Origin of the sequence: Stutzerimonas marianensis, assembly GCF_022810315.1 — a bacterium.
GTDB lineage: Bacteria > Pseudomonadota > Gammaproteobacteria > Pseudomonadales > Pseudomonadaceae > Stutzerimonas > Stutzerimonas marianensis.
Map to the genome: position 1 here is coordinate 1 of NZ_JALGRD010000008.1, position 23,851 is coordinate 23,851.

At 61.1% G+C, this 23,851-nt stretch carries 25 protein-coding genes; 9 read left to right on the forward strand and 16 right to left on the reverse strand.

All coding sequences use genetic code 11. The features are described from left to right. Nucleotides 1-207: 207 nt before the first annotated feature. Entirely contained in the window at nt 208-1,413 is a 1,206-nt protein-coding gene (gene tyrS / locus MST27_RS14500) for a tyrosine--tRNA ligase (protein ID WP_243606656.1), read from the reverse strand. Between the two features lie 172 nt (nt 1,414-1,585). Between tyrS and MST27_RS14505 the strand changes: the two genes are divergently transcribed. Further along, nucleotides 1,586-2,980, forward strand: a complete 1,395-nt coding sequence (locus MST27_RS14505; protein WP_243606934.1) for a peptidoglycan DD-metalloendopeptidase family protein — start codon at nt 1,586-1,588, stop codon at nt 2,978-2,980. Nucleotides 2,981-2,982: 2 nt separating this feature from the next. Beyond that, nucleotides 2,983-4,074, forward strand: coding sequence for an anhydro-N-acetylmuramic acid kinase (locus tag MST27_RS14510; RefSeq protein ID WP_243606657.1), 1,092 nt, complete (start codon nt 2,983-2,985; stop codon nt 4,072-4,074). 28 nt (nt 4,075-4,102) lie between these two features. Here the strand turns inward: MST27_RS14510 and erpA are convergent, their stop codons facing one another. Both erpA and argC read right to left on the reverse strand, forming a co-directional pair. After that, nucleotides 4,103-4,453 (reverse strand): iron-sulfur cluster insertion protein ErpA, encoded by a 351-nt coding sequence (gene erpA / locus MST27_RS14515; RefSeq protein ID WP_243606658.1) that lies wholly within the window; start codon nt 4,451-4,453, stop codon nt 4,103-4,105. Nucleotides 4,454-4,570: 117 nt separating this feature from the next. Beyond that, nucleotides 4,571-5,605: an N-acetyl-gamma-glutamyl-phosphate reductase gene (argC, locus tag MST27_RS14520; protein WP_243606659.1), complete on the reverse strand. Its 1,035-nt coding sequence runs from the start codon at nt 5,603-5,605 to the stop codon at nt 4,571-4,573. Between the two features lie 132 nt (nt 5,606-5,737). Between argC and hemJ the strand changes: the two genes are divergently transcribed. The 3 genes from hemJ (at nt 5,738) to MST27_RS14535 (ending at nt 8,194) form a co-directional block, all read left to right on the forward strand. Then, nucleotides 5,738-6,166, forward strand: coding sequence for a protoporphyrinogen oxidase HemJ (hemJ, locus tag MST27_RS14525; protein ID WP_243606660.1), 429 nt, complete (start codon nt 5,738-5,740; stop codon nt 6,164-6,166). Between the two features lie 14 nt (nt 6,167-6,180). Then, nucleotides 6,181-7,143 carry an NAD(P)H-dependent flavin oxidoreductase gene (locus MST27_RS14530; protein ID WP_243606661.1) on the forward strand — a complete coding sequence of 321 codons (963 nt, stop codon included), beginning with the start codon at nt 6,181-6,183 and terminating at the stop codon, nt 7,141-7,143. 103 nt (nt 7,144-7,246) lie between these two features. Continuing rightward, the gene (locus MST27_RS14535) at nt 7,247-8,194 is read left to right on the forward strand and encodes a DUF805 domain-containing protein (protein WP_243606662.1); all 948 of its coding nucleotides are present in this window, start codon (nt 7,247-7,249) and stop codon (nt 8,192-8,194) included. Nucleotides 8,195-8,200: 6 nt separating this feature from the next. Here MST27_RS14535 and MST27_RS14540 read toward each other — a convergent pair whose 3' ends face one another. Beyond that, a complete protein-coding gene (locus MST27_RS14540) occupies nt 8,201-9,676 on the reverse strand; it encodes an AAA family ATPase (protein ID WP_243606663.1) in 1,476 nt (491 codons plus the stop codon). A 79-nt stretch (nt 9,677-9,755) separates the two neighbouring features. Between MST27_RS14540 and MST27_RS14545 the strand changes: the two genes are divergently transcribed. Together MST27_RS14545 and coq7 are read left to right on the forward strand one after the other, a co-directional pair. Then, complete coding sequence (locus MST27_RS14545; protein WP_243606664.1) at nt 9,756-10,097, forward strand: histidine triad nucleotide-binding protein; 342 nt, start codon at nt 9,756-9,758, stop codon at nt 10,095-10,097. Nucleotides 10,098-10,145: 48 nt separating this feature from the next. Continuing rightward, nucleotides 10,146-10,793, forward strand: a complete 648-nt coding sequence (coq7, locus tag MST27_RS14550; RefSeq protein ID WP_243606665.1) for a 2-polyprenyl-3-methyl-6-methoxy-1,4-benzoquinone monooxygenase — start codon at nt 10,146-10,148, stop codon at nt 10,791-10,793. 54 nt (nt 10,794-10,847) lie between these two features. Here coq7 and speD read toward each other — a convergent pair whose 3' ends face one another. Next, on the reverse strand, nt 10,848-11,642 hold the full coding sequence (gene speD / locus MST27_RS14555) for an adenosylmethionine decarboxylase (protein WP_243606935.1): 795 nt from the start codon (nt 11,640-11,642) through the stop codon (nt 10,848-10,850). Nucleotides 11,643-11,871: 229 nt separating this feature from the next. Beyond that, nucleotides 11,872-12,294: an OsmC family protein gene (locus tag MST27_RS14560; RefSeq protein ID WP_243606666.1), complete on the reverse strand. Its 423-nt coding sequence runs from the start codon at nt 12,292-12,294 to the stop codon at nt 11,872-11,874. A 216-nt stretch (nt 12,295-12,510) separates the two neighbouring features. Between MST27_RS14560 and crp the strand changes: the two genes are divergently transcribed. After that, entirely contained in the window at nt 12,511-13,155 is a 645-nt protein-coding gene (gene crp, locus MST27_RS14565) for a cAMP-activated global transcriptional regulator CRP (protein WP_243606667.1), read from the forward strand. Nucleotides 13,156-13,213: 58 nt separating this feature from the next. On the opposite strand, the gene trpC is transcribed toward crp, so the two are convergent. The 7 genes from trpC to gabT all read right to left on the reverse strand — a co-directional run bounded on the left by trpC (nt 13,214) and on the right by gabT (nt 20,107). Further along, entirely contained in the window at nt 13,214-14,047 is an 834-nt protein-coding gene (trpC, locus tag MST27_RS14570) for an indole-3-glycerol phosphate synthase TrpC (RefSeq protein WP_243606668.1), read from the reverse strand. Then, entirely contained in the window at nt 14,044-15,090 is a 1,047-nt protein-coding gene (gene trpD / locus MST27_RS14575) for an anthranilate phosphoribosyltransferase (RefSeq protein WP_243606669.1), read from the reverse strand. Before trpD ends, trpC begins: the two co-directional genes overlap by 4 nt. Then, entirely contained in the window at nt 15,090-15,683 is a 594-nt protein-coding gene (locus MST27_RS14580; protein ID WP_243606670.1) for an aminodeoxychorismate/anthranilate synthase component II, read from the reverse strand. Before MST27_RS14580 ends, trpD begins: the two co-directional genes overlap by 1 nt. A 2-nt stretch (nt 15,684-15,685) precedes the next feature. Further along, the gene (gene trpE / locus MST27_RS14585) at nt 15,686-17,170 is read right to left on the reverse strand and encodes an anthranilate synthase component I (RefSeq protein WP_243606671.1); all 1,485 of its coding nucleotides are present in this window, start codon (nt 17,168-17,170) and stop codon (nt 15,686-15,688) included. Nucleotides 17,171-17,351: 181 nt separating this feature from the next. After that, nucleotides 17,352-18,053, reverse strand: coding sequence for a phosphoglycolate phosphatase (locus MST27_RS14590; protein ID WP_243606672.1), 702 nt, complete (start codon nt 18,051-18,053; stop codon nt 17,352-17,354). Beyond that, nucleotides 18,050-18,724 carry a ribulose-phosphate 3-epimerase gene (gene rpe / locus MST27_RS14595; protein ID WP_243606673.1) on the reverse strand — a complete coding sequence of 225 codons (675 nt, stop codon included), beginning with the start codon at nt 18,722-18,724 and terminating at the stop codon, nt 18,050-18,052. Before rpe ends, MST27_RS14590 begins: the two co-directional genes overlap by 4 nt. Before the next feature lie 102 nt (nt 18,725-18,826). Next, complete coding sequence (gene gabT / locus MST27_RS14600) at nt 18,827-20,107, reverse strand: 4-aminobutyrate--2-oxoglutarate transaminase (protein WP_243606674.1); 1,281 nt, start codon at nt 20,105-20,107, stop codon at nt 18,827-18,829. 223 nt (nt 20,108-20,330) lie between these two features. Between gabT and MST27_RS14605 the strand changes: the two genes are divergently transcribed. Then, nucleotides 20,331-21,359 carry a DUF3530 family protein gene (locus MST27_RS14605; RefSeq protein WP_243606675.1) on the forward strand — a complete coding sequence of 343 codons (1,029 nt, stop codon included), beginning with the start codon at nt 20,331-20,333 and terminating at the stop codon, nt 21,357-21,359. Nucleotides 21,360-21,379: 20 nt separating this feature from the next. On the opposite strand, the gene MST27_RS14610 is transcribed toward MST27_RS14605, so the two are convergent. Genes MST27_RS14610 through MST27_RS14620 form a run of 3 tightly spaced genes read right to left on the reverse strand, consistent with a single transcriptional unit; the run spans nt 21,380 to nt 23,844 of the window. Beyond that, complete coding sequence (locus MST27_RS14610) at nt 21,380-22,150, reverse strand: DnaJ domain-containing protein (RefSeq protein ID WP_243606676.1); 771 nt, start codon at nt 22,148-22,150, stop codon at nt 21,380-21,382. Further along, nucleotides 22,151-22,825: an N-acetylmuramate alpha-1-phosphate uridylyltransferase MurU gene (murU, locus tag MST27_RS14615; RefSeq protein WP_243606677.1), complete on the reverse strand. Its 675-nt coding sequence runs from the start codon at nt 22,823-22,825 to the stop codon at nt 22,151-22,153. Beyond that, on the reverse strand, nt 22,822-23,844 hold the full coding sequence (locus tag MST27_RS14620; protein WP_243606678.1) for an aminoglycoside phosphotransferase family protein: 1,023 nt from the start codon (nt 23,842-23,844) through the stop codon (nt 22,822-22,824). The genes murU and MST27_RS14620 overlap by 4 nt, the downstream gene beginning before the upstream one ends. Nucleotides 23,845-23,851: the final 7 nt, after the last annotated feature.

Below are 23,851 nucleotides of genomic sequence, written 5' to 3' on the forward strand. Positions count from 1 at the left end.
ACCTCCTTCCACCACCCCGATCATCCGACCAGAGCCGCCAGCAGCGCTCAACCTCCGCCCTGCCAGCGCGGCGCATTCTACCCGAATCCGCCCTTCGTGCAAGCCCTTTATCTCGATAACCTATTGATATACAAATGGTTTTTCAAAGGGCTCGCGCCGAAGAAGGTGCGCATTATAGGGCGCACGACCTGCACGTCAACCAGAAAGTTACGATTGTTCCGCGCTCAGAGAAATACGCCCGAACGCTTTCTTGCCCGCCTGGCATACATGGGTCGCCCCCCGACGGAACATGAACGAGCGATCCACCACCTCACCGTCGACCCGAACGCTGCCTGCAGCGAGCAGATCTCGGGCTACCGCCGCATTCTTCACCAAACCGGCCCGATTCAGCACTGCAGCAATAGGCATGTCTTCGGTCGACTGTAAATCAATCGAAGGAATATCGTCCGGCAGTTCGCCATCCTTCATTCTATTACCAGCGGAGCGATAAGCTCCCGCTGCCGCCTCCTCGCCATGGAATCTCGCGACAATTTCTTCGGCAAGCTTCATCTTGATATCGCGAGGATTGGCGCCACGCGCCACATCAGTCCTGAAGCCCTCGACTTCAGCCATATCCCTGAAACTCAACAACTCGAAATAACGCCACATCAGCGAATCTGGAATCGACACCAACTTGCTATACATCACGCCTGGAGGCTCCTGGATACCAACATAGTTCCCCAGCGACTTGGACATTTTCTTCACACCATCCAACCCTTCCAGCAAGGGCATAGTGACAATGCACTGAGACGGCTGCCCATAGGATCGCTGGAGCTCACGCCCCATCAGCAGATTGAATTTCTGATCGGTGCCACCAAGCTCGACGTCAGCCTTCAATGCGACCGAGTCATAGCCCTGCACCAGCGGATACAGGAATTCATGAATCGCGATCGACTGATTGGCGGCGTAGCGCTTACTGAAATCATCTCGCTCCAGCATGCGAGCAACGGTGTACTGCGACGCCAAACGGATGAAATCAGCCGGAGACAACTGATCCATCCAGGACGAATTGAACGCAACCTCCGTTTTCGACGGATCGAGTATCTTGAAGACCTGATTTTTGTAGGTTTCGGCATTTTCGAGAACCTGCTCACGCGTCAGCGGCGGGCGAGTAGTACTCTTGCCACTGGGGTCGCCGATCATCCCGGTAAAATCACCAATCAAGAAAACGACCTGATGGCCGAGATCCTGAAACTGACGAAGCTTATTAATAAGCACCGTGTGACCGAGATGCAGATCTGGCGCAGTCGGGTCGAAGCCAGCTTTGATTCGCAGGGGCGCGCCGCGCTCGAGCTTGGTGACCAGCTCTGACTCCACTAGCACCTCATCAGCGCCACGCTTGATTACCGACAGTTGCTCTTGCACCGACTTCATGGATCGATCCGTACCCAAAACGAAAGGGGATAATCCTTACAAGAACGATCAAAAAAAACAACGTCGAAAACGTGGCCAAGCAGGCGTGGCGCGCACTCCAGGGTTGCTTCGTAGGCACTTTGCTTATATTTTAGGCCGATCTTTTTTCTGTACAAAAAACCGCCAGACACTAATGACCAATCCAAAACCCAGGGTTCCCAACTACCCGAAAAGCCATCTGCTGGCTGCAAGCGGAGTAGCTGCGCTCTTGAGCCTGGCGCTTCTGGTGTTCCCATCGCGCGAGGTCGAAGCCAAGAAAACATTTCTCGACCTGCAACTCGACACCTCGGCCGAGCTCGCCACTGGCGTGACTGACCCTCTTACCCAGGCAGAGGACAACAAACCGCTTTCGACGGCTGACCTGAAAGCGGCCGAGGAACCGACCGAAGCCGCACTCGATAACCTCGCAAAACCCGAACCCAATCCTCTGATAAACGAGGTGGTGGTGGCCAATGGGGATACCCTATCGACGCTATTTGCAAAGGTTGGCCTTCCTTCGACGACCATGCACGAGGTTTTGGCCAGCAGCAAGGAAGCAAAGCGCTTGACCCAGTTGAAGGTGGGCCAACGCCTCGAATTCGAGCTTAACGAACAGGGCCAACTTGCTCGCTTGAGCAGCCCGATCAGCAAGCTTGAAAGCTATCAGGTCATCAAGACCGAGGCCGGTTTCACCTTCAACAAAGAGCACATCAAACCAGAAATCCATACTGCGTACGCTCAAGGCCAGATAGACAGCAGCCTGTTCCTGGCGGCTAAGCGTGCAGGATTGGATCACAACCTCACCATGGACCTGGCGAACGTCTTTGGCTATGACATTGATTTCGCCATGGACATCCGCAAAGGTGACTCTTTCGAAGTCATTTATGAGGAGAAAATGGTCGGTGGTGAAAGGGTTGGCACTGGCAACATCCTCGCTGCTCGTTTCACCAATCGCGGTAAGAGCTACACCGCCGTGCGCTATACCAACAAGCAGGGTAATACGAGCTATTACACCGCCGATGGCAACAGCATGCGCAAAGCGTTCATCAGAACACCAGTCGACTTCGCGCGTATCAGCTCTCGCTTTTCCAACGGGCGCAAGCATCCAATCCTGAACAAAATTCGAGCCCACAAGGGTGTGGATTATGCTGCGCCTCGTGGCACACCAATCAAAAGCGCCGGGGATGGAAAGGTTATCCTAGCGGGCCGCAAGGGTGGTTACGGCAATACGGTCGTCATCCAGCATGGGAACCGTTATCGCACGCTATATGCCCATATGCAGGGATTCGCCAAGGGCGTTCGAAACGGTGCATCAGTCAAGCAAGGCCAGATCATCGGGTATATCGGGACCACAGGGCTGTCGACCGGCCCTCACCTGCACTATGAGTTTCAGGTTGACGGTCGCCATGTAGATCCGCTCGGGCTGAAATTGCCGATGGCGGATCCGATTGCAAAAGCCGAAAAACAACGCTTTTTGCAGATGAGCCAACCGCTTATGGCTCGCATGGATGAAGAGCGCGCCACGACGTTAGCCATGCAGCAAGAGTAAGCATGAGTCTCTATCTCGGCGTGATGTCCGGTACCAGTCTCGATGGGCTGGACTTTGCGCTTATAGAGCACACCACCCATACACATCTGGTCGGCACGCATTACGAACCGATGCCGTCCGCCTTGAAGCAGCAACTGCTTGATCTCTGTGTCTCAGGGCCCGATGAGCTGGCCCGTTCGGCTCTTGCTGAGAACACGTGGGCAAGACTTGCCGCAACCGGCATACAGACACTGCTGGCGACCGCCCAGGTCAAGCCAGAGGCCATTCGCGCAATCGGCAGCCATGGCCAGACAGTGCGACATGAACCCGCGCTTGGCTTTACCGTCCAGATTGGAAATCCCGCCCTACTCGCAGAGCTGACCGGCATAACAGTCGTAGCGGATTTTCGCCGACGTGACGTGGCCGCAGGTGGACAAGGCGCGCCCCTCGTACCTGCGTTTCACGAAGTCCTGTTCAGCTCAACAGCGCGCACCAGGGCAATACTCAACATAGGCGGCTTCAGCAACCTGAGCCTTTTGAAACCTGGCAGCCCTATAGAGGGGTTCGACTGCGGGCCGGGCAACGTGCTGTTGGATGCCTGGATCGAGCGGCACCAGAAACTTCCATACGATCGCAATGGTGATTGGGCCGCTAGCGGCGCACTTGTTCCTTCGCTGCTGACGCAACTACTCAACGATCCATTCTTCGCCGTTCGCGGGCCCAAGAGCACTGGCCGCGAGGTCTTCAATCTGGCCTGGCTCGACGGCAAACTCAGTACCATGACGGGCCTGGCCGCTGTGGATGTTCAGGCCACGCTGCTAGAGCTAACCGCACGAACCATTACAGATGCGCTGACGCAGAGCCAGCCTGACACCGAGGAAGTGCTCGTTTGTGGTGGAGGAGCGCATAACACCGCGCTGCTTGATAGGCTGCGCGCTTTGCTCCCTGGATGTAAGGTCGCGAGCACGGCCTCCGTGGGGGTGGATCCCGACTGGATAGAAGCCATGGCGTTCGCTTGGCTGGCACACTGCTGCTTGGAAGCTATCCCAGCCAACCGTCCCCAAGTGACCGGCGCCAAGGGACAACGCATCCTTGGCGCCATCTACCCAGCCTGAATGGCGATCAGCGCGCCGATTCGTTCGCTCAGATCGAGAACGACTGCCCGCATCCACAGGTAGTGCTGGCGTTCGGGTTTTTGATGACAAACCGCGACCCCTCCAGGCCCTCCTGATAGTCAACCTCGGCACCCGCCAGGTACTGAAAGCTCATCGGATCGACCACAAGACTGACACCTTCGCGCTCGATGACCGTGTCATCGTCGGCCAGATCCTCATCAAAGGTAAATCCATATTGGAAACCGGAGCAGCCACCACCGGTGACGAATACGCGCAGCTTCAAACGTGGATTGCCCTCTTCATCGACAAGACTCTTCACCTTGCTCGCCGCCCCCTGTGTGAACTGGATGGCAGTTGGCGTGAAGGATTCGACACTCATTTAAGGCTCTCCCGGCGCAAAGCGCCCCATTACCGCATTGACGCGCATTATCGGCTTACCCTACGAAATCGGTCAACTATTCGCATACCAGCCATCGCGGGTGCTGCCTCGCCTCGCTCATGGCAGCAGGGCCGCAGTGTTCAAGCCAAGCCGCTCATCGAGGCCAAAGATGATGTTCATGTTCTGCAGCGCCTGGCCGGACGCACCCTTGACGAGATTATCGATGACCGACAGCACCACAACCAGATCGCCTCCCTGCGGCCGGTGCACCGCTATGCGGCATACATTTGCGCCCCGTACGCTTCGAGTCTCAGGATGGCTACCGGCAGGCAGCACATCGACGAACGGTTCATCGGCGTAGCGTTCCTCGTAAAGCGCCTGGAGGTCGACTGACGTGTCCGCGACGGTTGCGTACAGCGTCGCGTGGATGCCTCGGATCATCGGCGTCAGATGCGGGACGAACGTCAGGCCGACCTCGCCCTTGGCAGCACGACGCAGACCTTGGGTGATCTCAGGTAGATGCCGGTGTCCCTTTACGGCATACGCCATCATGCTTTCGCCTGCCTCGGTGAACAACGAACCAATCTTGGCCGCCCGCCCTGCTCCGCTGACGCCGGACTTGCAGTCGGCAATCAAACGCGATGCGTCGGCCAGCCCGCTCTCGAGCAACGGCAGGAAGCCCAGCTGAGTCGCCGTTGGGTAGCAGCCTGGCACCGCAATCAGGCGCGCACGCCTGATCAGTTCGCGGTTGACTTCGGGCAGCCCGTAAACAGCCTCAGGCAATAAGCTCGGCGCCCCATGGGGTTGGCCGTACCACTTTTCCCATTCAACCGCGTCCTGGAGCCGAAAGTCGGCGGACAGGTCGATGACGCGGGTCCCGGCTTCCAACAACTCGGCGGCCAGGGAGTGCGCGACACCATGAGGCGTAGCGAAAAAGACCACATCGCAAGCGCCAAGCGTCGCGGTGTCGGGTACGCTGAACGCAAGTGAGTCATAGAAACCGCGGAGATTGGGGAACATGTCGGTGACACGTACGCCGTTCTCGGATCGAGACGTGATGACAGCCACTTCAGCCTGAGGATGTTGCGCCAGCAAACGCAACAGCTCGACACCTGTGTAGCCCGTACCGCCGACGATCCCGACCTTGACCATGCCTGCCTCTCGAATAGGAGCTGATAAGAGCGGTGATGATAAGGCTGCGAACGGTCAGGGCCAACTCCCCAGATGACGTATGGAGGGCACAGCCTCTACTATCCAGCCAATATCCAGCCAAGGAATTTCGGAATGCTCTATCTATGGGTCAAAGCCCTGCACATTGTCTCGGTGGTCTGCTGGTTCGCCGGACTGTTCTATCTGCCTCGGCTCTTCGTCTACCACGCCATGAGCGATGACCAGACCAGCCGTGACCGATTCGCGGTCATGGAACGCAAGCTCTATCGAGGCATCATGCTGCCATCGATGGTTGCGACGCTGATCTTCGGTCTCTGGATGTTGGCGCTCAATCCCGCGTTGTTCAGCGGAGGCGGTTGGCTTCATGCGAAGCTCACGCTGGTCGTGCTGCTGATTGCCTATCACCATTTCTGCGGCGCGCAGCTCAAGCGCTTCGCACGGGGAGAAAACCAACGCAGCCATGTGTTCTATCGCTGGTTCAATGAGTTTCCTGTACTGCTGCTGTTGGCCATCGTTGTTCTCGTCGTGGTCAAACCGTTCTGAGGTCAGGAGGTCCCATGCCGCTACCTGTTTCACTCGAAGGGCGCTTGCGCCTACCGCTCGTCGCCGCGCCCATGTTCCTGGTATCCAACCCCGCACTGGTGGTCACGTGCTGCCAGAACGGCGTCGTCGGCAGCTTTCCGGCACTCAACCAGCGCGAAAGCAGCGGTTTTCGCGATTGGCTGCAGCAGATCCGCACCACCCTCGAACGCACGCCCGACGCCTCGCCATATGCGGTGAACCTGATCGTGCACGGCAGCAATCCTCGCCTGCAGGCGGACCTGTCAATTTGCGTCGACGAACAGGTGCCGATCGTGATCACCAGCCTTGGAGCGGTGAAGGAAGTGGTCGATGCCGTCCATGCCTATGGCGGCCTGGTGTTCCATGATGTCACCACTCGCCGACACGCCGAAAAGGCAGCCGCAGCCGGCGTTGACGGACTGATCGCCGTGGCAGCTGGCGCCGGTGGTCACGCTGGAACCTTGAGCCCCTTTGCACTGATCGCCGAGATCAGGCAGTTCTTCGACAAGACTGTATTGCTGTCCGGCTGCATCAATCACGGACACGAGATGTTGGCCGCCCAGATGATGGGCGCCGACCTGGCGTACATCGGCACTCGTTTCATCGCGACGCGTGAAAGCCAAGCGAGCGACGCTTATAAAGAGATGCTTCTGCAAGCTCAGGCCGCAGACGTCGTGCACACCGCAGCAGTGTCTGGAGTACCAGCGAGCTTTCTTCGGCAGAGTCTGCAACAGGCCGGCTATGACATATCGCAACTAACCAAGGGCCTGACCCACGATGCGACGCTCAAGCCGATCAATGATGAAGCGAAAGCCTGGAAAACGGTCTGGTCAGCCGGCCAAGGCGTTGGCGGCATCGCTGACATTCCCGGCGTCCAACAGCTGATCGCGCGGCTGGACAGCGAGTACAGGGCAGCCGCCACCCGGGCCACTGAGCTGATACGACAGTGGCCTCGATAGCGACTGACCGTGATGCGGATCACACGCGGTAGCGGGATCACCGCTTGTAGCACCTGCGCCCAACCTCTAGGCTCTGTTTCTTTCATCGTGCCAGGGACGCTGCATGATTTCCGACCAATACAAGATCGTGTTCGACGGCGAATTGATGCCTGGGATGACGACCGAAACCGTCAGGGCGAACATGGCTCGGCTGTTTCGGACCGCTCCAGAGCGGCTCGAGAAGCTCTTCGCCGGCTCGCCAGTAGCCGTAAAGCGCTCACTCACCGAAGCCGAGGCGGATCGCTATATCCGAGCCCTGGCTACTGCCGGCGCCAAGGCTCGCAAGGAGCCGGAAGCGGTGACACTCGCGCTGACCATCGAACCGCAAGAAACCGACATCAAGCCAGAGGCCACTAACGAGCTGTCATGCCCGAAGTGCGGGCATCGTCAGACAGGCACTGTGCAGTGCAACGGATGTGGAATCGTTTTCGAGAAATACCGTGCCCGCCTCGCCCGAGAAGAAGCCATCCGAGCAGGCGAAGGGGCAGGCGCTCTCAAACAATTCTATGCGCCACCTAGCGCGGATGTGGCCGGAGCGAGCCCGGAACAGGGAGCGCTGCGGGTGTTCAGCTTCAATGGACGGATCGGGCGCCTTCGCTACCTTGCTTGGTCGCTTGGTCTCACGGCCGCTGCCTGCGGTTGCGCACTCATTGCGGCACTGGGTTTTGCCCTTTCCGAGGTGTTTGGCGGGCTGCTACTGCTCCTCGTTGCCTTGGCTTATCTCGTAGTCAGCTTCCAGATCGGCGCACAGCGCCTGCATGACTTCGGCTGGTCAGGCTGGTTCCTGTTTCTCTGTTTCGTACCCTTTGTGGGGTCGCTGTTTCCGCTGGCACTGTTGCTGGTACCCGGCACGCAAGGCGCCAACCGATTCGGCCCTCCGCAGCCGCCTAACAGCACCGCGGTGAAGGTGCTCGCTGCGCTCTGGCTGCTCGTGCCAGTGATTGGGATACTGGCTGCTATCGCCCTACCCGCTTACATGCAGTCGCTTGGTTTGGGGCAAGCGGACCTCTAGCCTCGATTACGCCTTTATCGCGCGACCATCGGCCCAACTACGGAGTCTGGTCAAGGCTTCGGCCATGATCACCGACAAGGGCGAGGTACCCTGGATACAGCCAAGTAGCATCTGTTGATCCGGCTCCCTCGCCTGCGCCTGGCCGGCATAGACAGCCGAAACCACTACCTGCTCGATTTCGGCCCCTGAAAACCCGTCGCAGGCATTGGCCAGCGCGAGCAGATCATAATGACCCGGGTCCAGATCCCGGCGCTGCAAGTGAATGCGAAGGATATCCACCCGCGTCTCCCGGTCAGGCAGATCAACGAAAAACAGCTCATCGAAGCGCCCCTTGCGCAACAGCTCCGCTGGCAGCCGCTCGACTGAATTGGCAGTGGCAACCATGAACACCGGAGCTTTGCGCTCAGCCATCCAGGTCAGCAGCGTTCCCAGCACACGCTGGCTGACACCGCCATCCATCTCCCCGGTCGCCAACCCCTTTTCCAGCTCATCCATCCAAAGTACACAAGGCGCCATTTCCTCGGCGAGCTTCAACGCTTCGCGCAGGTTGCGCTCGGTTTCGCCAAAAAACTTGTTGTACAGGCAGGCGAAATCCAGGCGCAGCAACGGCAGCCCCCACAGCCCGGCCACGGCCTTGGCCGCCATGCTTTTCCCTCCGCCCTGCACGCCGACAAGCATCGCGCCACGCGGCATGTCGCTAACGTCGGGCGCCAGAAACGCGGCTTGCCGCTCGCCTAACCAACGCTTGAAATTATGTAAGCCTCCTACGTCGGCAAAGCGCTCGGTGTCATGTTCGAAGCCCAGCACGCCCTGCATGTCCAGCAGCTCGAACTTTTTGCGGTTGAGTTCCGGCAGGTCATCCTGGGTAATCGCCCCATCATCGCAAATCAGGTTGTGGGCCAATTTTCGGGCTTCGGCGTGGCTGAGCCCGCGAAGGTTTTTCACCACCTGCTGCAAGGTGCGATTGTCAGTGCGGACGCGTAGACCTCGGTTGCGCTCGCTCCAGCGAGCCGCCTCCTCCCGCACGATAGAAAGCAGCTCCTCCTCGCTTGGCAGCGCTAGACGGAAACGAGCCGCATAGCGCTGAAACTCGGCGGGAAGTGTCAATGCATGAGAAACCAGCACCAGCGTCGGAGCCGAGCGGCCCTCGGCCATGGCGATTTCCTTGATCAACCGCACCAAGGGCGGTTGATCAAGATAAGGATGCAGATCGCAGAATACGTAAAGGCCGCCCATTTGATCGAACTTGACACATTTGAGCGCCACATCTGGCGCGCAGCTTTCACCCCCATCGAGCGCTTCCCCGCCAAAGGCAGTCTTGCGCAACCCCTCGGTCGCCGACCACAGATGCAACGCCAACCCTCGGCTGATCGCCAAACCGGTCAACGTCTCTAGCACCCGCCGTTCATCCCAGGACTCGATGACAATCAAGCGGACGGGCGAATCGAGCACCAGGCCCAGATCACGAACATCGTTCTTCATATGTCACTTCCTGTGCAGGCTAACCGCCTGGAATATCGCCTGTTACACTCTTTACCCATACGGCTTCCGGAGAAACGCCATGGATTGTCTGTTCTGCAGAATCGTCGCGGGTGATATTCCCGCGCACAAAGTGTACGAGGACGACCAAGTCATTGCCTTCAACGATATCGCGCCGCAAGCACCGGTTCACTTTCTGGTCATACCCAAGAAGCACATCGCCACACTGCACGACCTAAGCGAAAAGGACGACAAAGAGCTGGCCGGGCACATGCTCATCACCGCGCAGCGCCTCGCCGAGCAGCAAGGCTGCCAGGACGGCTTTCGCGTGGTCATGAATTGCAACGACCAGGGCGGCCAGACGGTCTACCACATCCATATGCATGTCCTTGGCCAGCGCCAGATGCATTGGCCGCCGGGCTGAGGGTCAGTCCCTTCATACTGCCGAAACGTATTTACCTCTGGAGGCACGATGCCCAACCAACGCCAGTACTCGCCTGCAGACCGCATCCTGATGCAGGCCGATGCCGCCCTGCGGACGCTGCTGCCGTTCAGCGGCCAACCGAATCGCCCCAATCCGGCCGTGCTGAAGGCGGATGCGGAACTGAGCGAAAGCGAGGCTCGGCATGTTGCGGGGCTGATGCGCATCAATCATACCGGCGAGGTCTGCGCGCAGGCCTTGTACCAAGGGCAGGCCCTGACCGCGCGTCTGCCGCGCGTACGCCAGGCGATGGAGCGAGCCGCGGACGAGGAAATTGACCATCTTGCCTGGTGCGAGCAGCGGATCCGTCAGCTAGGCAGCCATACCAGTGTTCTGAACCCCCTGTTCTATGGGCTTTCATTTGGGGTCGGTGCCTCGGCCGGCTTGATCAGCGACCGGATCAGCCTGGGGTTCGTTGCAGCGACGGAAGATCAGGTCTGCAAACACCTTGACGAACATCTCGCGCAGTTGCCGGAAGCCGATCAGAAGTCACGCTCGATTCTCGAACAGATGCGCGAGGACGAGGCGCACCATTCCACGGTCGCGCTGGAGGCCGGCGGGGTAAGGTTTCCTGCTCCAGTCAAGTTCGGCATGAGCCTCGTAGCCAAGCTTATGACCAAAACGACCTACCGGCTGTAACCTCGGAGCTCAAAAAAAAAGGCGCCTGAAGGCGCCTTTCTTTTACCGCAACGATCAACCCGGCATATTGCGCGCGTAAAAGATCTCAAGCATCTCATGACGTAGGCGATCTTCGACCTGCAGGCGCTGCTCGGCGGACAGGTTGCTCGTCGCATCTCCGAACAGATAGTTTTCGAGTTCGAAGTTCTTTAGCAGCATCTTCGTGTGGAACAGATTTTCCTGGTACACGTTCACGTCGGTCATTTGGTAAGCCGACCGCGTGTCCTCCGAGAGGTAGTTCTGAATCGAATTGATCTCGTGATCGATGAAGTGCTTCTTGCCTTCGACGTCTCGCGTGAATCCGCGAACGCGATAATCCACCGTGACGATGTCCGACTCGAATTGGTGAATCAGGTAATTGAGCGCCTTGAGTGGAGAGATCACGCCGCAAGTGGACACATCGATGTCGACACGGAAGGTGGCGATGCCTTCGACCGGATGAATTTCCGGGTAGGTGTGAACCGTGATATGGCTCTTGTCCAGATGCGCGAGAATCGTCTCAGGTAGCGGCCCCGGAGACTCTTCGATCTGACTGTCCGTCGGAGTAACAGGCTGCTCGGAGATCAGGATCGTCACGCTCGCGCCTTGCGGCTCGTAATCTTGCCGGGCGATATTGAGAATATTGGCACCAATGATGTCGACAACATCGGTCAGAATCTGCGTGAGCCTTTCGGCATCGTACTCTTCGTCGATGTATTGGACGTACGCCTGCTGATCTTCCTGGGTTTCGGCATAGCAGATGTCGTAGATATTGAAGCTCAAGGTCTTGGTCAGGTTGTTGAACCCGTGGAGCTTGAGTTTGCTTTTCACCATTGGAGACTCTCTTTGATGCGGATTACCGCGTGATTGAGCATGCCCGTCAGATAAGGATTATCTGCGTAGGACCGTTTACACCTCTGCGCATTTGCGACTGGCTGTGCTGTTCTTGTGAAGCGCCCCGCTGAAAACGGGGCGCGCATTATGCAGATTGGCGGCGCCCGGTGCCAGTGCCACGGGCGTCCGAATAGGCTTCGACGATCGGTTTCAGACCCGCGACGGCTCAGCCCAGCTCGACAATCTCATAGTCATGTGTAATTTCAACGCCGGCACGGCCAAGCATGATCGAGGCCGAACAGTACTTTTCCGCCGAGAGTTCGACGGCTCGCTTCACGTGCGCCTCTTTCAAGCCACGCCCCTTGACCACGAAGTGCAAGTGAATCTTGGTGAACACCTTGGGATCTTCGCTGGCCCGCTCGGCCTCCAGAAATGCCTCGCAACTTTCGACTGGCTGTCGCGCCTTACGCAGGATGCTGACTACATCGAAGTTACTGCACCCACCCAGGCCAAGCAGGAGCATCTCCATCGGCCGAACACCGAGGTTGCGTCCACCATTTTCCGGCGGACCATCCATGACCACGACGTGGCCACTGCCCGACTCGCCGAGAAACATGGCTTCGCCGGCCCACTGAATGCGCGCTTTCATCTTCGACTCCGCAAGAAAAAGGGAGCAAAGCTTATCACGACAGCTCAAGCGGGCCCGGGCTGACAATCCGACGAAATGATGGCAATGAAGTTGATATTCGTGTCCCAGTTTTGTTGTCCAGCTGAGTCTGTCTGTTAAGCTCAACGGCACTGATAAAGAACTCAGTCATAAAAATAAGAACCAGCCTTCTATTGGACTATCTTCCGGGACTACAGCATGGTTGCTATTACACTCACGCCCAAGATCAAGAACATCGACAAGCTACTTGCGCATTGTCATCGTCGCCGCTACACCTCCAAGAGCACCATCATCTACGCGGGTGATCGCTCGGAGACGCTTTACTTCATCGTCAAGGGGTCGGTCACCATCCTGATCGAGGATGACGACGGCCGCGAAATGATCATTGCCTACCTCAACTCGGGGGACTTTTTCGGGGAGATGGGGCTCTTCGAAAAGGAAGGCAACGAAAAGGAACGCAGCGCCTGGGTCCGCGCCAAGACCGAGTGCGAAGTCGCCGAGGTAAGTTATGCGAAGTTTCGCGAACTGACCCAGCAGGACCCGGACATTCTTTATGCATTGGGCAGCCAGATGGCTGAGCGCCTGCGTAACACGACACGCAAGGTAGGCGACCTGGCATTCCTCGACGTGACCGGTCGAGTCGCCCGCACGCTGCTTGATCTGTGCAAGCAACCCGACGCCATGACCCATCCGGACGGCATGCAGATCAAGATCACCCGTCAGGAAATCGGGCGGATCGTTGGCTGCTCGCGCGAAATGGTCGGGCGAGTCCTGAAGAGTCTGGAATCGCAAGGTCTGGTGCACGTCAAGGGCAAGACGATGGTGGTATTCGGAACGCGTTAAGACGCCTCTGCCACCCAGCAAAAAAGCCGGCTTCCGCCGGCTTTTTTGCATCTACCTGTCACTCCGGGTCGGCAGGCGCCTGGGTCCGGGCGCGGCCGGGAAAGAACAAACGCTGCAATTCGACACCCGGCTGTTCAGCACGCATGAACGCTTCCCCAACGAGGAAGGCGTACACCTTGTTGATTTCCATCAGCTCGACATCGGCGCGGTGCAGCACGCCACTTTCAGTAATCACCAACCGATCCCGTGGCACACGCGGCAGCAAGTCGAGCGTGGTTTCCAGGCTGACCTCGAAGGTGTGCAGGTTACGGTTGTTGATCCCGACCAGGGGTGTCGAAAGCTGCAAGGCGCGCTCGAGCTCCGCGCCGTCATGCACCTCGACGAGCACATCGAGCCCCTGTGCCGAGGCCACGTCGGCGAGCTCATGCATCTGGGCATCGTCGAGTGCCGCGGCAATCAGCAGGATGCAATCGGCACCGAGCGCACGCGCTTCGACGACCTGATAAGGATCGACCATGAAGTCCTTGCGGATGACGGGCAAGGAACAGGCACCACGGGCCTGCTTCAGGTAGTCGTCTGCACCCTGGAAGAAATCAACGTCCGTCAGCACCGACAGGCAGGTTGCGCCCCCGGCCTCGTAACTTCTGGCGATCTCTGCCGGCTGGAAATCGTCGCGCAGCACGCCCTTGCTAGGCGAAGCCTTCTTGACCTCAGCGATAACCGCCGGCTGCTTGCGCGCGACCTGCTCCTGCAAGCGCATGGCGAAGCCGCGCACCGGGTCGGCGCCAGCGGCCAACCGTTCCAGCTCCCCCAGGCCGACACGAGCGCGTCGCTCGGCAACTTCCTCGTGCTTGCGGGAAATGATCTTTTCCAGAATGGTCGGCACGCTCATCGGCCCTGCTCCTGCTTGAACACCACGGTGAAGGAGACGAGCTCGTCCAACTTGTCGCGCGCCAGGCCCGTATGCAACGCATCATGCGCGATTTCGATACCTTGCTTGAGGCTGTTCGCCACGTCTGCCGCGTAGAGCGCAGCCCCGGCGTTGAGCACGATCATGTCGGCGGCCTTCTGACCATTCTCGGTCTTGCGTCGCCCTAGCGCGTCACGAATCAAGGCGAGCGAGCCTTGCGCGTCTTCGACATTCAGCCCGATCAGGCTCTGGCTCTTGATGCCGAAATCCTCTGGCTGAATCCGGTACTCGCTGATTTCGCCATCCTTCAACTCGGCAACAAAGGTCGGTGCGGCAAGGCTGATTTCATCGAGCCCATCCTGCGCATGGACCACCAACACATGCTTGCTTCCCAGGCGCGAAAGCACCTCGGCCATCGGCCGGCAGAGTTCCTTGCTGAACACGCCCAGAACCTGGTGCTTGACCCCCGCCGGATTGGACATCGGCCCAAGGATGTTGAACAACGTCCGCAGCCCTAGCTCGCGACGCGGCCCGGCGGCGTATTTCATTGCGCCGTGGTGGGCGGGTGCAAACATGAACCCCACGCCGACCGCCTCCACGCTGCGAGCGACCTCCTCGGGTGTCAGGTCGAGATACACGCCAGCCGCCTCGAGCAGGTCGGCGCTGCCGCTCTTTCCGGATACGGCGCGGTTGCCGTGCTTCGCCACCTTGCCACCAGCGGCCGCGACCACGAAGGCCGCGGCGGTGGAGACGTTGAAGATGTTCATGCCATCGCCACCGGTGCCGCAGGTGTCCACCAGGCGATGTGTATCGAACTGCACCGGAGCGGCCAGCTCACGCATCACCTGCACGGCCCCGACGATTTCATCGATGGTTTCGCTCTTCATGCGCATGCCCATGAGGAACGCGCCGATCTGGGCGTCTGTGCACTGCCCGGTCATGATCTGGCGCATGACGGCCTTCATCTCGTCGGTGCTCAGGTCAAGCTGACCGACGACCCGGTTCAGGGCTTCCTTGATGTCCATCAGCGCACGCCTCCGGTCTGCTTCAGAAAATTGGCGAACAGTTCATGACCCTGTTCGGTCAGGATGGATTCGGGATGAAACTGCACGCCCTCGACGTTCAGCGTCTTGTGCCGCAGCCCCATGATCTCATCGACAGAGCCATCCTCGAGCTGGGTCCAGGCGGTGACTTCCAGGCAATCGGGCAGCGTTTCGCGCTTGACCACCAGGGAGTGATAGCGCGTGACGGTGAGCGGGTTGTTGAGCCCGGCAAAGACGCCGGTGTTCGCATGCATGACGGGGCTGGTTTTGCCATGCATGACCTGGCGTGCGCGAACCACATCGCCCCCAAACGCCTGCCCGATGCTCTGGTGGCCTAGGCAGACGCCGAGGATCGGCAGCTTGCCGGCGAAATGGCGGATCAGCTCCAGCGACACCCCCGCCTCGTTCGGAGTGCAGGGGCCGGGCGATACTACGATGCGCTCGGGATTCAAGGCTTCGATTTCGGCCACGCTCAGCTCGTCGTTGCGCACGACCTTGACGTCTGCGCCCAGCTCGCCCAGGTACTGGACCACGTTGTAGGTGAAGGAATCGTAGTTATCGAGCATCAACAGCATGATCAGTTCTCCTGCGGGTCGCGTTCGGCGAGGGCGACCGCGCGGAACATGGCGCGGCGCTTGTTCAGCGTTTCCTCCCATTCGAGAGCGGGCTGAGAGTCGGCCACGATGCCGGCACCGGCCTGCACGTGCAGCTCGCCATCCTTGATCACGGCCGTGCGGATGGCGATGGCGGTGTCCATGTTGCCGTTCCAGGCGAGGTAGCCGACCGCGCCGCCGTAGACGCCACGCTTGACCGGCTCGAGCTCGTCGATGATTTCCATAGCGCGGATCTTAGGCGCCCCGGACAGGGTGCCAGCCGGCAGAATCGCGCGCAGCGCGTCCATCGCCGTCAATGGCGCCTTGAGCTGACCCGTGACGTTGGAAACGATGTGCATAACGTTGGAGTAGCGCTCGATGACCATCTTCTCGGTGAGCCGTACCGAACCGTTCTCGGCAACCCGGCCGACGTCGTTGCGTCCGAGGTCGATCAGCATAAGATGCTCGGCGAGCTCCTTGGCGTCGCTGAGCAGATCCTCTTCGAGCGCCAGGTCAGCCTCTTCGCTCGCACCGCGCGGGCGCGTGCCGGCGATGGGGCGGACCGTGACCAGGCCTTCCTCGACCCGCACCAGCACTTCCGGCGACGAACCCACCACGTGGAAGTCTCCAAAGTTGAAGAAGTACATATAGGGCGTCGGGTTGAAGCAGCGCAACGCGCGGTAGAGATCGATCGGCGCAGCCTTGAACGGGATCGACATGCGCTGGGAAATCACCACCTGCATGCAGTCGCCGGCGAGGATGTAGTCCTTGATACGGTTGACCGCCTGCTCGTAATCCTCGCGGCTGAAGCTGGAGCGGAAGGTCGGCTCGGCGCCGTTGCTCCTTTCGAAATCCAGGCCCAGGCGCGGTGTGATCGGCTGACGAAGCTTCGCCCGCAGCGCCTGCAGCCGCGCCTGGCCTGCCTCGTAGGCATCCGACTGCGACGGGTCGACCAGCACGATGCAGTGAAGCTTGCCGGCGAGGTTGTCGAACACCACCACGGCGTCGGACACCATCAAGAGGATGTCCGGCGTGCCGAGCGGATCGGGGTTCGGGCATTGCGCAAGTTTGCGTTCGACATAGCGCACGCTGTCATAACCGAAATAGCCCACCAGTCCACCATTGAAACGCGGCAGCCCCTCGACTGGCGCCACCCGGTAGCGCTGCTGGAAGGCCTCGACAAAGGCCAAGGGGTCTTCCACCTCGCTGCGTTCCTGCTCGATGCCGTCAGTGGTGACGCTGACCTGATGCCCTTGGACCCTGAGCACCGTGCGGCACGGCAGGCCGATGATCGAATAGCGCCCCCACTTCTCACCGCCCTGAACGGATTCGAGCAAGTAGGCGTTCGGCGCATCGGCGAGTTTCAGGTAGAGCGACAGCGGGGTATCAAAGTCGGCGAGCGTCTCGAACGACAGGGGAATGCGGTTATGGCCTTCGTCGGCCAAACGCAGGAATTCTTCGCGGGTCATGTCAGCCTCGTGGTCGGAGGGAACTGCTGGGTCAATACGTGCAAACGGACCGGGCAAGCCGGCAGGAAATGTCAGGCGCGCCAGCGCCAACGGGCCAGTGCCTTGATGACATTCATCCATTGTTTGCGAGTGACCACCACGATCTGATCTCGGCTCGGCGGGTTACGGAACAGGGGCCACACTAGCGCAGCCCCGGAACCGAAGCAACCAGCTCGCGCAGGTCGTCGAGCACCAGCGCAGGTGCTTCGTTAACGATCGGCTCCCCATGGTTGTAACCATAGCTCAGCGCCACGCAGGGGACGCCAGCCGCCTTGGCGGCGCGCACGTCGTTGCGCGAGTCGCCAATGAACAGCGCGTCGGCCGGAGCAACGTCCGCCTTGTCCATTACATAAAACAAAGCCGCCGGATCGGGCTTCTGCTGCGGCAAGGTATCGCCCCCGATGAGCCACTGGAAATAGCCGGCCAGCCCCTTCTCCTCCAGCAATGGTTCGATGAACTGCGCCGGCTTGTTGGTGATGATCGCCAGCTTGATGTCGCGCTCACGCAACCAGTCCAGGCAGTCGCGCACGCCGGGGTAGACCGCTGTCAGAGCGTGACCGCCGGAATAGGCCTGCATGAACAGCGCCAGCGCCTCGTCGGCCAGCTCGTTCGCAACGCCCTCATGTTGGAGGCCGCCAGCCAGGGCGCGCCGCACCAGCACCCGCGAGCCATTGCCGACCCAGTCGCGTACCCGCTCGATGCCGGCGGGCTTCCGGCCGAGCAGCATCAGCATCTTGTCCACTGCGGCGGCCAGGTCCGGTACCGAATCCATCAGGGTGCCGTCCAGATCGAACATCACCAGCCGTGGCAGCGTGCCGTCGAACAGCTGCTCCAGGCGAGTCATGAGCGGGCCAGTGCGAGTTCGGCGCGCATCTGGTCGATCACCGCCTTGTAGTCCGGCTGGTTGAAGATGGCCGAGCCGGCAACAAAGGTGTCAGCACCCGCCGCGGCGATCTCGCGGATGTTCTTCGGATTGACGCCGCCATCGATCTCCAGGCGAATTTCGCGGCCGCTGGCGTCGATCAGGGCACGCGCCTCGCGCAGCTTGTCCAGCGTGCCGGGGATGAACTTCTGCCCGCCGAAGCCAGGGTTGACGCTCATCAGCAGGACCATGTCGACCTTGTCCATGACGTACTTGAGCACATCCAGCGGTGTCGCCGGGTTGAACACCAGGCCGGCCTTGGCACCGCCGTCCTTGATCAGCTGCAGCGAACGGTCGATGTGCTCCGAGGCTTCCGGGTGGAAGGTGATGTAAGTAGCGCCGGCCTCAAGGAAGTCGCCGATCATGCGATCCACCGGCTTGACCATCAGGTGCACGTCGATGGGCGCGGTGACGCCATGCTTGCGCAGCGCCGAGCAGACCATCGGGCCGATGGTCAGGTTGGGCACGTAGTGGTTATCCATCACGTCGAAATGGACGATGTCGGCGCCGGCGGCCAGCACGTTGTCCACTTCCTCGCCCAGGCGGGCAAAATTGGCGGAAAGAATCGAAGGGGCGATGGCGAACGGCTGCATGACGACCTCGGGTAGCACGGCAAGATGCCGCGCATTGTACCCGAGGGGTCAGGGTTGCGGCGCGCCTGACATCCGCCACGAATGCCGGCGCGCCAGGTCGGATCAGGTCAGCTCGTCGAAGCACTCGCCGATGATGGCCAGGCCGCGTTCGAGCTGATCGTCCTCGACGGTCAGCGGCACCAGCACGCGCAGCACGTTGTAGTAGGTACCGCAGGACAGCAGAATCAGCCCCTTGTCCCGCGCCCGGGCGACGATCTGCGACGTCAGCGCCGCAGCCGGTCGCGCCAGGTCGCCCTCCTCGAACAGCTCGATGGCGATCATCGCGCCGAGGCCGCGCACCTCGCCGACCTCCTTGTGCTTGGCCTGGATCGCCTTGAGACCGGCGGTGAGCTTCTCCGCCACGGCCTTGCAGCGGTCAAGCAAATGCTCCTCCTCGAAGATTTCCATTACCGCCAGCGCCGCCGCACAGGACAGCGGGTTGCCGGCATAGGTGCCGCCCAGCCCGCCGGGCGCGATGGCATCCATGATCTCGGCCTTGCCGCACACGCCGGCGATCGGGAAGCCGCCGCCGACCGACTTGGCGAAGGTGGTCAGGTCGGCGACCACGCCCATCTGCTCCATGGCGAAGAAGGTGCCGGTGCGCCCGGCGCCGGTCTGCACCTCGTCGGCGATCAGCAGGATGCCGTGCTCGTCGCAGAGCGCGCGCAGGCGGGCCATGAAATCCTTCGGCGCGACATTGAAGCCGCCCTCGCCCTGCACCGGTTCGACGATGATCGCGGCGATGTCGCGCGGCTCAGCATCGTTCTTGAAGATGCGCTCGATGCTCGCGATCGACTCATCGACACTGACACCATGGATTGCGCAGGGATACTGCGCACGGAAGATCCCGCCCGGCATCAGGCCCATGCCGGCGGAGTACGGGGCGACCTTGCCGGTCAGGCCGAGGGTCATCATGGTGCGGCCGTGATAGGCGCCGGTGAAGGCAATCACACCGGCACGGCCCGTGGCGGCGCGGGCGATCTTTACCGCGTTCTCCACGGCCTCGGAGCCGGTGGTGACCAGCAGGGTCTTCTTGGCGAAATCACCCGGCACCCGCACGTTGATCTTCTCGCACAGCTCGACGTAGGGCTCATAGGCCAGCACCTGGAAGCAGGTGTGGGTGAGCTTGTGCAGCTGGTCTTCCACCGCCTGGACGATCTTCGGGTGCAGGTGACCGGTATTCAGCACGGCGATGCCGCCGGCGAAGTCGATGAACTCGCGGCCTTCCACGTCGACCACGCTGCTGTTTTTGGCATGATCCGCAAAGATCGGGTGAATCTGACCGACACCACGGGGGACGGCGGCGACACGGCGTTGCATCAGGGATTCGTTGGTCTTGCTCATAAGCTCCTCGGTAGCCGCTCATCGTCGGCACGGGTCGGAAAGAACGCCAGGAAGCGGGCACGGCAGCATACGATGATCGACTGCCGCACCATCCAGAGCGTTCGGATTACAATAAAACTCCGTGCATTATTTTGCACGCTCGATATTACTGCTGGCCGTCAGGTTTCAAATCAGGTTAGCTGGGGCGAGTCCAGCAAGAGCGGTTCATAACGCAGGAAACTCAATGACCCACTTCCGCCATGCAACCAGGGCGCTAGTGCTCTATCTGGCAGCACTAGCGTTGACGGCCAATGCTGCCGACCAGCCCAGCGACGAGCAGGCGCCTGCGCCCGACGCCGCACCCGCCGCGCCAGCTGAACGCCCAGGCCTGCCATCGCGCAGCGAGGTGATGGCGAGCGACCTGCTACGTCAACTGCCGGTCGGCGAGGTGATCGAACTGAAGACGGGCACCGAAACCTTCTCGGCGTTATGGCGACCGGCCAATGTCGGCGCCCCCAAGGGTGTACTGATCCTGCTGCCGGACGACGGCGAAAGCCCGGACTGGCCACGCGGCATCGGGCCACTGCGTCGCCAGCTGCCCGATCACGGCTGGCACACACTGAGCCTCAGCTTGCCGGAGTCCGAACGCATCACGCCAACGGCCGTCACACCCCGCGAAACTCCGCCGACCGAAGCACCAACACCAGAGCCCGAGGCGGAGGCCGAGCCATCAGAGGGGGCACCGAGCGAGGCCGGCTATCTACCCGAGCAGACGGCACCAGCGGCTTCCGAGCCCGACGAGGAGGGCAGCGCACAACAAGAAGGCGAAGCGCCAGTGAGCGCGCCCGCACCGCTCGACCTCGCCGAACGCATCGATGCACGCATTGAAGCGGCCCTCGCGCACATCCGCACCAGTCAGCCTGACGTGATCGTGATGCTGGGTCAGGGCACCGGTGCCTATTGGGCGGCGCGCTACCTGCAGCAGGCGAACCCTGGCGATGTCAGCCGCCTGATCCTGGTTCAGCCCAAGGAACCTGCCGCGACCGAGGAGCCGCTGGTGCAGCGGCTCGGCACGCTCAAGATCGCGATTGGGGATTTCTACTTCAGGACTGGCAGCAGCGTCGCATCTGCCAGGGCTCGGCTCGACGAAAGCCGCCGTAGCCGACATCCGGCCTACCAGCAGGTCGGACTGCAAGCCATCGAGGGGGATCGCCAGGCCGAGCAGGAGCGACTGGTGCGCCGCGTGCGCGGGTGGCTCGACCGGCAGGGCTGAAGGCTGCGCGAACGAGCGGCTCAGCGAAACCCGCGTCGTTCGCGAATGAGGCTGTAGGCGCTGTGCAGTTCGCGAGTCCGCTCGGTCGCTTCACGCACCTGGAGCGCACTGGCCCCGGCGCCCGCCTGCTTGTCGGGGTGGTGCTTGCTGAGCAAGCGTCGATAGGCACGCTTGATGACCTGCGGGTCACTGTCAGCCCGGACCCCCAACAAGCGCAAGGCCTGCTCATAGGCGCCGCCAACGTGGCGCGGCGCCCCCTGGCGCGGCCCGCCACCCTGGTCCAGCGCGGCGACTGCCGCCGCATCCCAGCCCATCCATTTACCCCAGAGCATGATCAGCTCGTGCTCACGCGTATCCACCGCCCCCTGCGCCCGCGCCATCCGCCAGCATGCCTGCAGCACACTTCGCACCTCGTCCTGGCGACCGCGCAAGCGCTGCAGCGGCTCGCGCAAGCCGTCGCCGCCGGCCTTGCCGCGGTAGAAGGCATCAATGGCCGCGCGCTGCTGCGAGGCCGTCAACTGCAGACGCCGCATCTCGCCGCGCGCCGCCTGGATGTGCGCCTCGCTGATCCGCCCACTGCTTTTGGCCAGGCGCCCGAGCAGAAAGAACAGCAGCTCGTGGCCCTGCATGACAGGTGGCCCGCCAGACAGGCGCTGACGCAGCCGGGACCAGGAAGTCAAGCCCAGGCGGCGGTCGACGACATGACCAATCAGTCCGCCCAACAGCGCGCCGGGAATGCTGGCCAGCCACCAGCCAGCCAGGGCGCCCAGGTAGGTCATCGGCCAGAACATCTAGCGCCCGGCCTCGATTATGCGTTCCACCTCGGCCAGCCGCTCGTGCGTGCCAACATCGACCCAGCGGCCCCTGTAATGCTCGCCGGTGACGCGTCCCGCCGCCATGGCCTGTCGCAGCAGCGGAGCCAGCTTGAAGGCCCCTGGCTGGCAACCGTCGAACAGCCGTGGGTTCAGTACGGCGATACCGCTGTAGGTCAGCGCACCCTCGCCGACCGCATCGACTACCGCGCCATCGCGAAGCATGAAGTCACCCTGCGGGTGGTGGGCGGGGTTGTCTACCAGCACCAGGTGCGCGAGGCCGGCCCCGGGCAACTGGGCCGACAGGGCGCGGAAGTCGAAGTCCGTCCAGATGTCACCATTGACCACCACGAAGGGCTCATCGCCCAGAAGCGGCAGCGCTTTGAAGATTCCGCCGCCGGTCTCCAGCGGCTCGCCTTCCGGCGAATAGTGGATTCGTGCGACCAACGCCGAGCCGTCTCCCAGGTGAGCCTCGATCTGCTCGCCGAGCCACGCATGGTTGATCACCAGCTCATCGAAGCCGGCCTCGACCAGCGCGCGGATGTGGTATTCGATCAGGGGGACGCCGCCAGCCCGAACCAGCGGCTTCGGCGTGTGCAGCGTCAGCGGACGGAGACGTTCGCCCTTGCCGGCCGCCAGGATCATCGCTTTCATGATGCTCCTTGCGCCGTTGGCAACGCCTGCAGAAGCTGGGATAGCGCTGCCAGCTCCGGCCGGCGCTCGATCACCGCATCGAGATAGGCGAAGAAGCGCGGTACGTCGCCCAGGTAGCGTGGTTTGCCATCACGATGGCAGATCCGCGCGAAGATACCGATGACCTTCAGGTGGCGCTGCGCGCCCATCAGGTCACTGGCGCGCAGGAAATCCTCGAAGCCGTCCTGCACCGGGACGCCAAGATCGCGCGCCTTGTTCCAGTATTCCTGCAACCAGCTCTGCACCCGTGCTGGCGGCCAGCTGACGAAGGCGTCCTTGAACAGCGAGGTGATGTCGTAGGTGACCGGGCCGGCCACCGCATCCTGGAAATCCAGCACGCCTGGGTTCGGCTGGCTGATCATCAGGTTGCGCGGCATGTAGTCGCGGTGCACCAGCACCCTCGGCTGCGCAAGTGCCGAGTCGATCAGCAGACGGCACGTGCTATCCCACAGGGCTTGCTCCGCGGCGGAAAAACTGTGGCCCAGATGGCGCTGCACGTACCACTCGGGAAAGAGCTGCAACTCGCGGTGCAAGAGCGCTTCATCATAGGCAGGCAGTCCGGTCGGTGCCGCTTTTACCTGTAGCGTCAGCAGCGCGTCGATCGCATCGGAGAAAAGGCGGTCGGCGTTCTGTTCGTCGATTACGTCCAGGTAGGTCTGGCGACCGAGGTCACTCAGCAACAGAAAGCCGCGCTCCAGATCCGCTGCAAGAATCTCGGGCACATGCACACCGGCATCCGCCAGGGTTCTCGCGATGGTTACGAAGGGACGGCAATTTTCCTGCGGTGGTGGCGCGTCCATGGCAATGAAACTGCGCTCCGGCGCCTGCCAGCGGAAATAGCGCCTGAAGCTGGCATCGCTGCTCGCCGCGATCAACGACGCTTCAGGCACCTCTCCCCAGCCACGCCGGGTGTACAGCTCGGTCAGTCGCGGCTCGAGCCAGGCGCTCAGGTCCGCCAGGCGTTGATCATGTTGCGGCATATCAGGG

What these genes read in the sequence shown, in the direction of transcription:
- tyrS (WP_243606656.1), bottom strand. Translation starts at nt 1,413, where the DNA reads ATGAAGTCGGTGCAAGAGCAACTGTCGGTAATCAAGCGTGGCGCTGAT.
- MST27_RS14505 (WP_243606934.1), top strand. Translation starts at nt 1,586, where the DNA reads ATGACCAATCCAAAACCCAGGGTTCCCAACTACCCGAAAAGCCATCTG.
- MST27_RS14510 (WP_243606657.1), top strand. Translation starts at nt 2,983, where the DNA reads ATGAGTCTCTATCTCGGCGTGATGTCCGGTACCAGTCTCGATGGGCTG.
- erpA (WP_243606658.1), bottom strand. Translation starts at nt 4,453, where the DNA reads ATGAGTGTCGAATCCTTCACGCCAACTGCCATCCAGTTCACACAGGGG.
- argC (WP_243606659.1), bottom strand. Translation starts at nt 5,605, where the DNA reads ATGGTCAAGGTCGGGATCGTCGGCGGTACGGGCTACACAGGTGTCGAG.
- hemJ (WP_243606660.1), top strand. Translation starts at nt 5,738, where the DNA reads ATGCTCTATCTATGGGTCAAAGCCCTGCACATTGTCTCGGTGGTCTGC.
- MST27_RS14530 (WP_243606661.1), top strand. Translation starts at nt 6,181, where the DNA reads ATGCCGCTACCTGTTTCACTCGAAGGGCGCTTGCGCCTACCGCTCGTC.
- MST27_RS14535 (WP_243606662.1), top strand. Translation starts at nt 7,247, where the DNA reads ATGATTTCCGACCAATACAAGATCGTGTTCGACGGCGAATTGATGCCT.
- MST27_RS14540 (WP_243606663.1), bottom strand. Translation starts at nt 9,676, where the DNA reads ATGAAGAACGATGTTCGTGATCTGGGCCTGGTGCTCGATTCGCCCGTC.
- MST27_RS14545 (WP_243606664.1), top strand. Translation starts at nt 9,756, where the DNA reads ATGGATTGTCTGTTCTGCAGAATCGTCGCGGGTGATATTCCCGCGCAC.
- coq7 (WP_243606665.1), top strand. Translation starts at nt 10,146, where the DNA reads ATGCCCAACCAACGCCAGTACTCGCCTGCAGACCGCATCCTGATGCAG.
- MST27_RS14560 (WP_243606666.1), bottom strand. Translation starts at nt 12,294, where the DNA reads ATGAAAGCGCGCATTCAGTGGGCCGGCGAAGCCATGTTTCTCGGCGAG.
- crp (WP_243606667.1), top strand. Translation starts at nt 12,511, where the DNA reads ATGGTTGCTATTACACTCACGCCCAAGATCAAGAACATCGACAAGCTA.
- trpC (WP_243606668.1), bottom strand. Translation starts at nt 14,047, where the DNA reads ATGAGCGTGCCGACCATTCTGGAAAAGATCATTTCCCGCAAGCACGAG.
- trpD (WP_243606669.1), bottom strand. Translation starts at nt 15,090, where the DNA reads ATGGACATCAAGGAAGCCCTGAACCGGGTCGTCGGTCAGCTTGACCTG.
- MST27_RS14580 (WP_243606670.1), bottom strand. Translation starts at nt 15,683, where the DNA reads ATGCTGTTGATGCTCGATAACTACGATTCCTTCACCTACAACGTGGTC.
- trpE (WP_243606671.1), bottom strand. Translation starts at nt 17,170, where the DNA reads ATGACCCGCGAAGAATTCCTGCGTTTGGCCGACGAAGGCCATAACCGC.
- MST27_RS14590 (WP_243606672.1), bottom strand. Translation starts at nt 18,053, where the DNA reads ATGACTCGCCTGGAGCAGCTGTTCGACGGCACGCTGCCACGGCTGGTG.
- rpe (WP_243606673.1), bottom strand. Translation starts at nt 18,724, where the DNA reads ATGCAGCCGTTCGCCATCGCCCCTTCGATTCTTTCCGCCAATTTTGCC.
- gabT (WP_243606674.1), bottom strand. Translation starts at nt 20,107, where the DNA reads ATGAGCAAGACCAACGAATCCCTGATGCAACGCCGTGTCGCCGCCGTC.
- MST27_RS14605 (WP_243606675.1), top strand. Translation starts at nt 20,331, where the DNA reads ATGACCCACTTCCGCCATGCAACCAGGGCGCTAGTGCTCTATCTGGCA.
- MST27_RS14610 (WP_243606676.1), bottom strand. Translation starts at nt 22,150, where the DNA reads ATGTTCTGGCCGATGACCTACCTGGGCGCCCTGGCTGGCTGGTGGCTG.
- murU (WP_243606677.1), bottom strand. Translation starts at nt 22,825, where the DNA reads ATGAAAGCGATGATCCTGGCGGCCGGCAAGGGCGAACGTCTCCGTCCG.
- MST27_RS14620 (WP_243606678.1), bottom strand. Translation starts at nt 23,844, where the DNA reads ATGCCGCAACATGATCAACGCCTGGCGGACCTGAGCGCCTGGCTCGAG.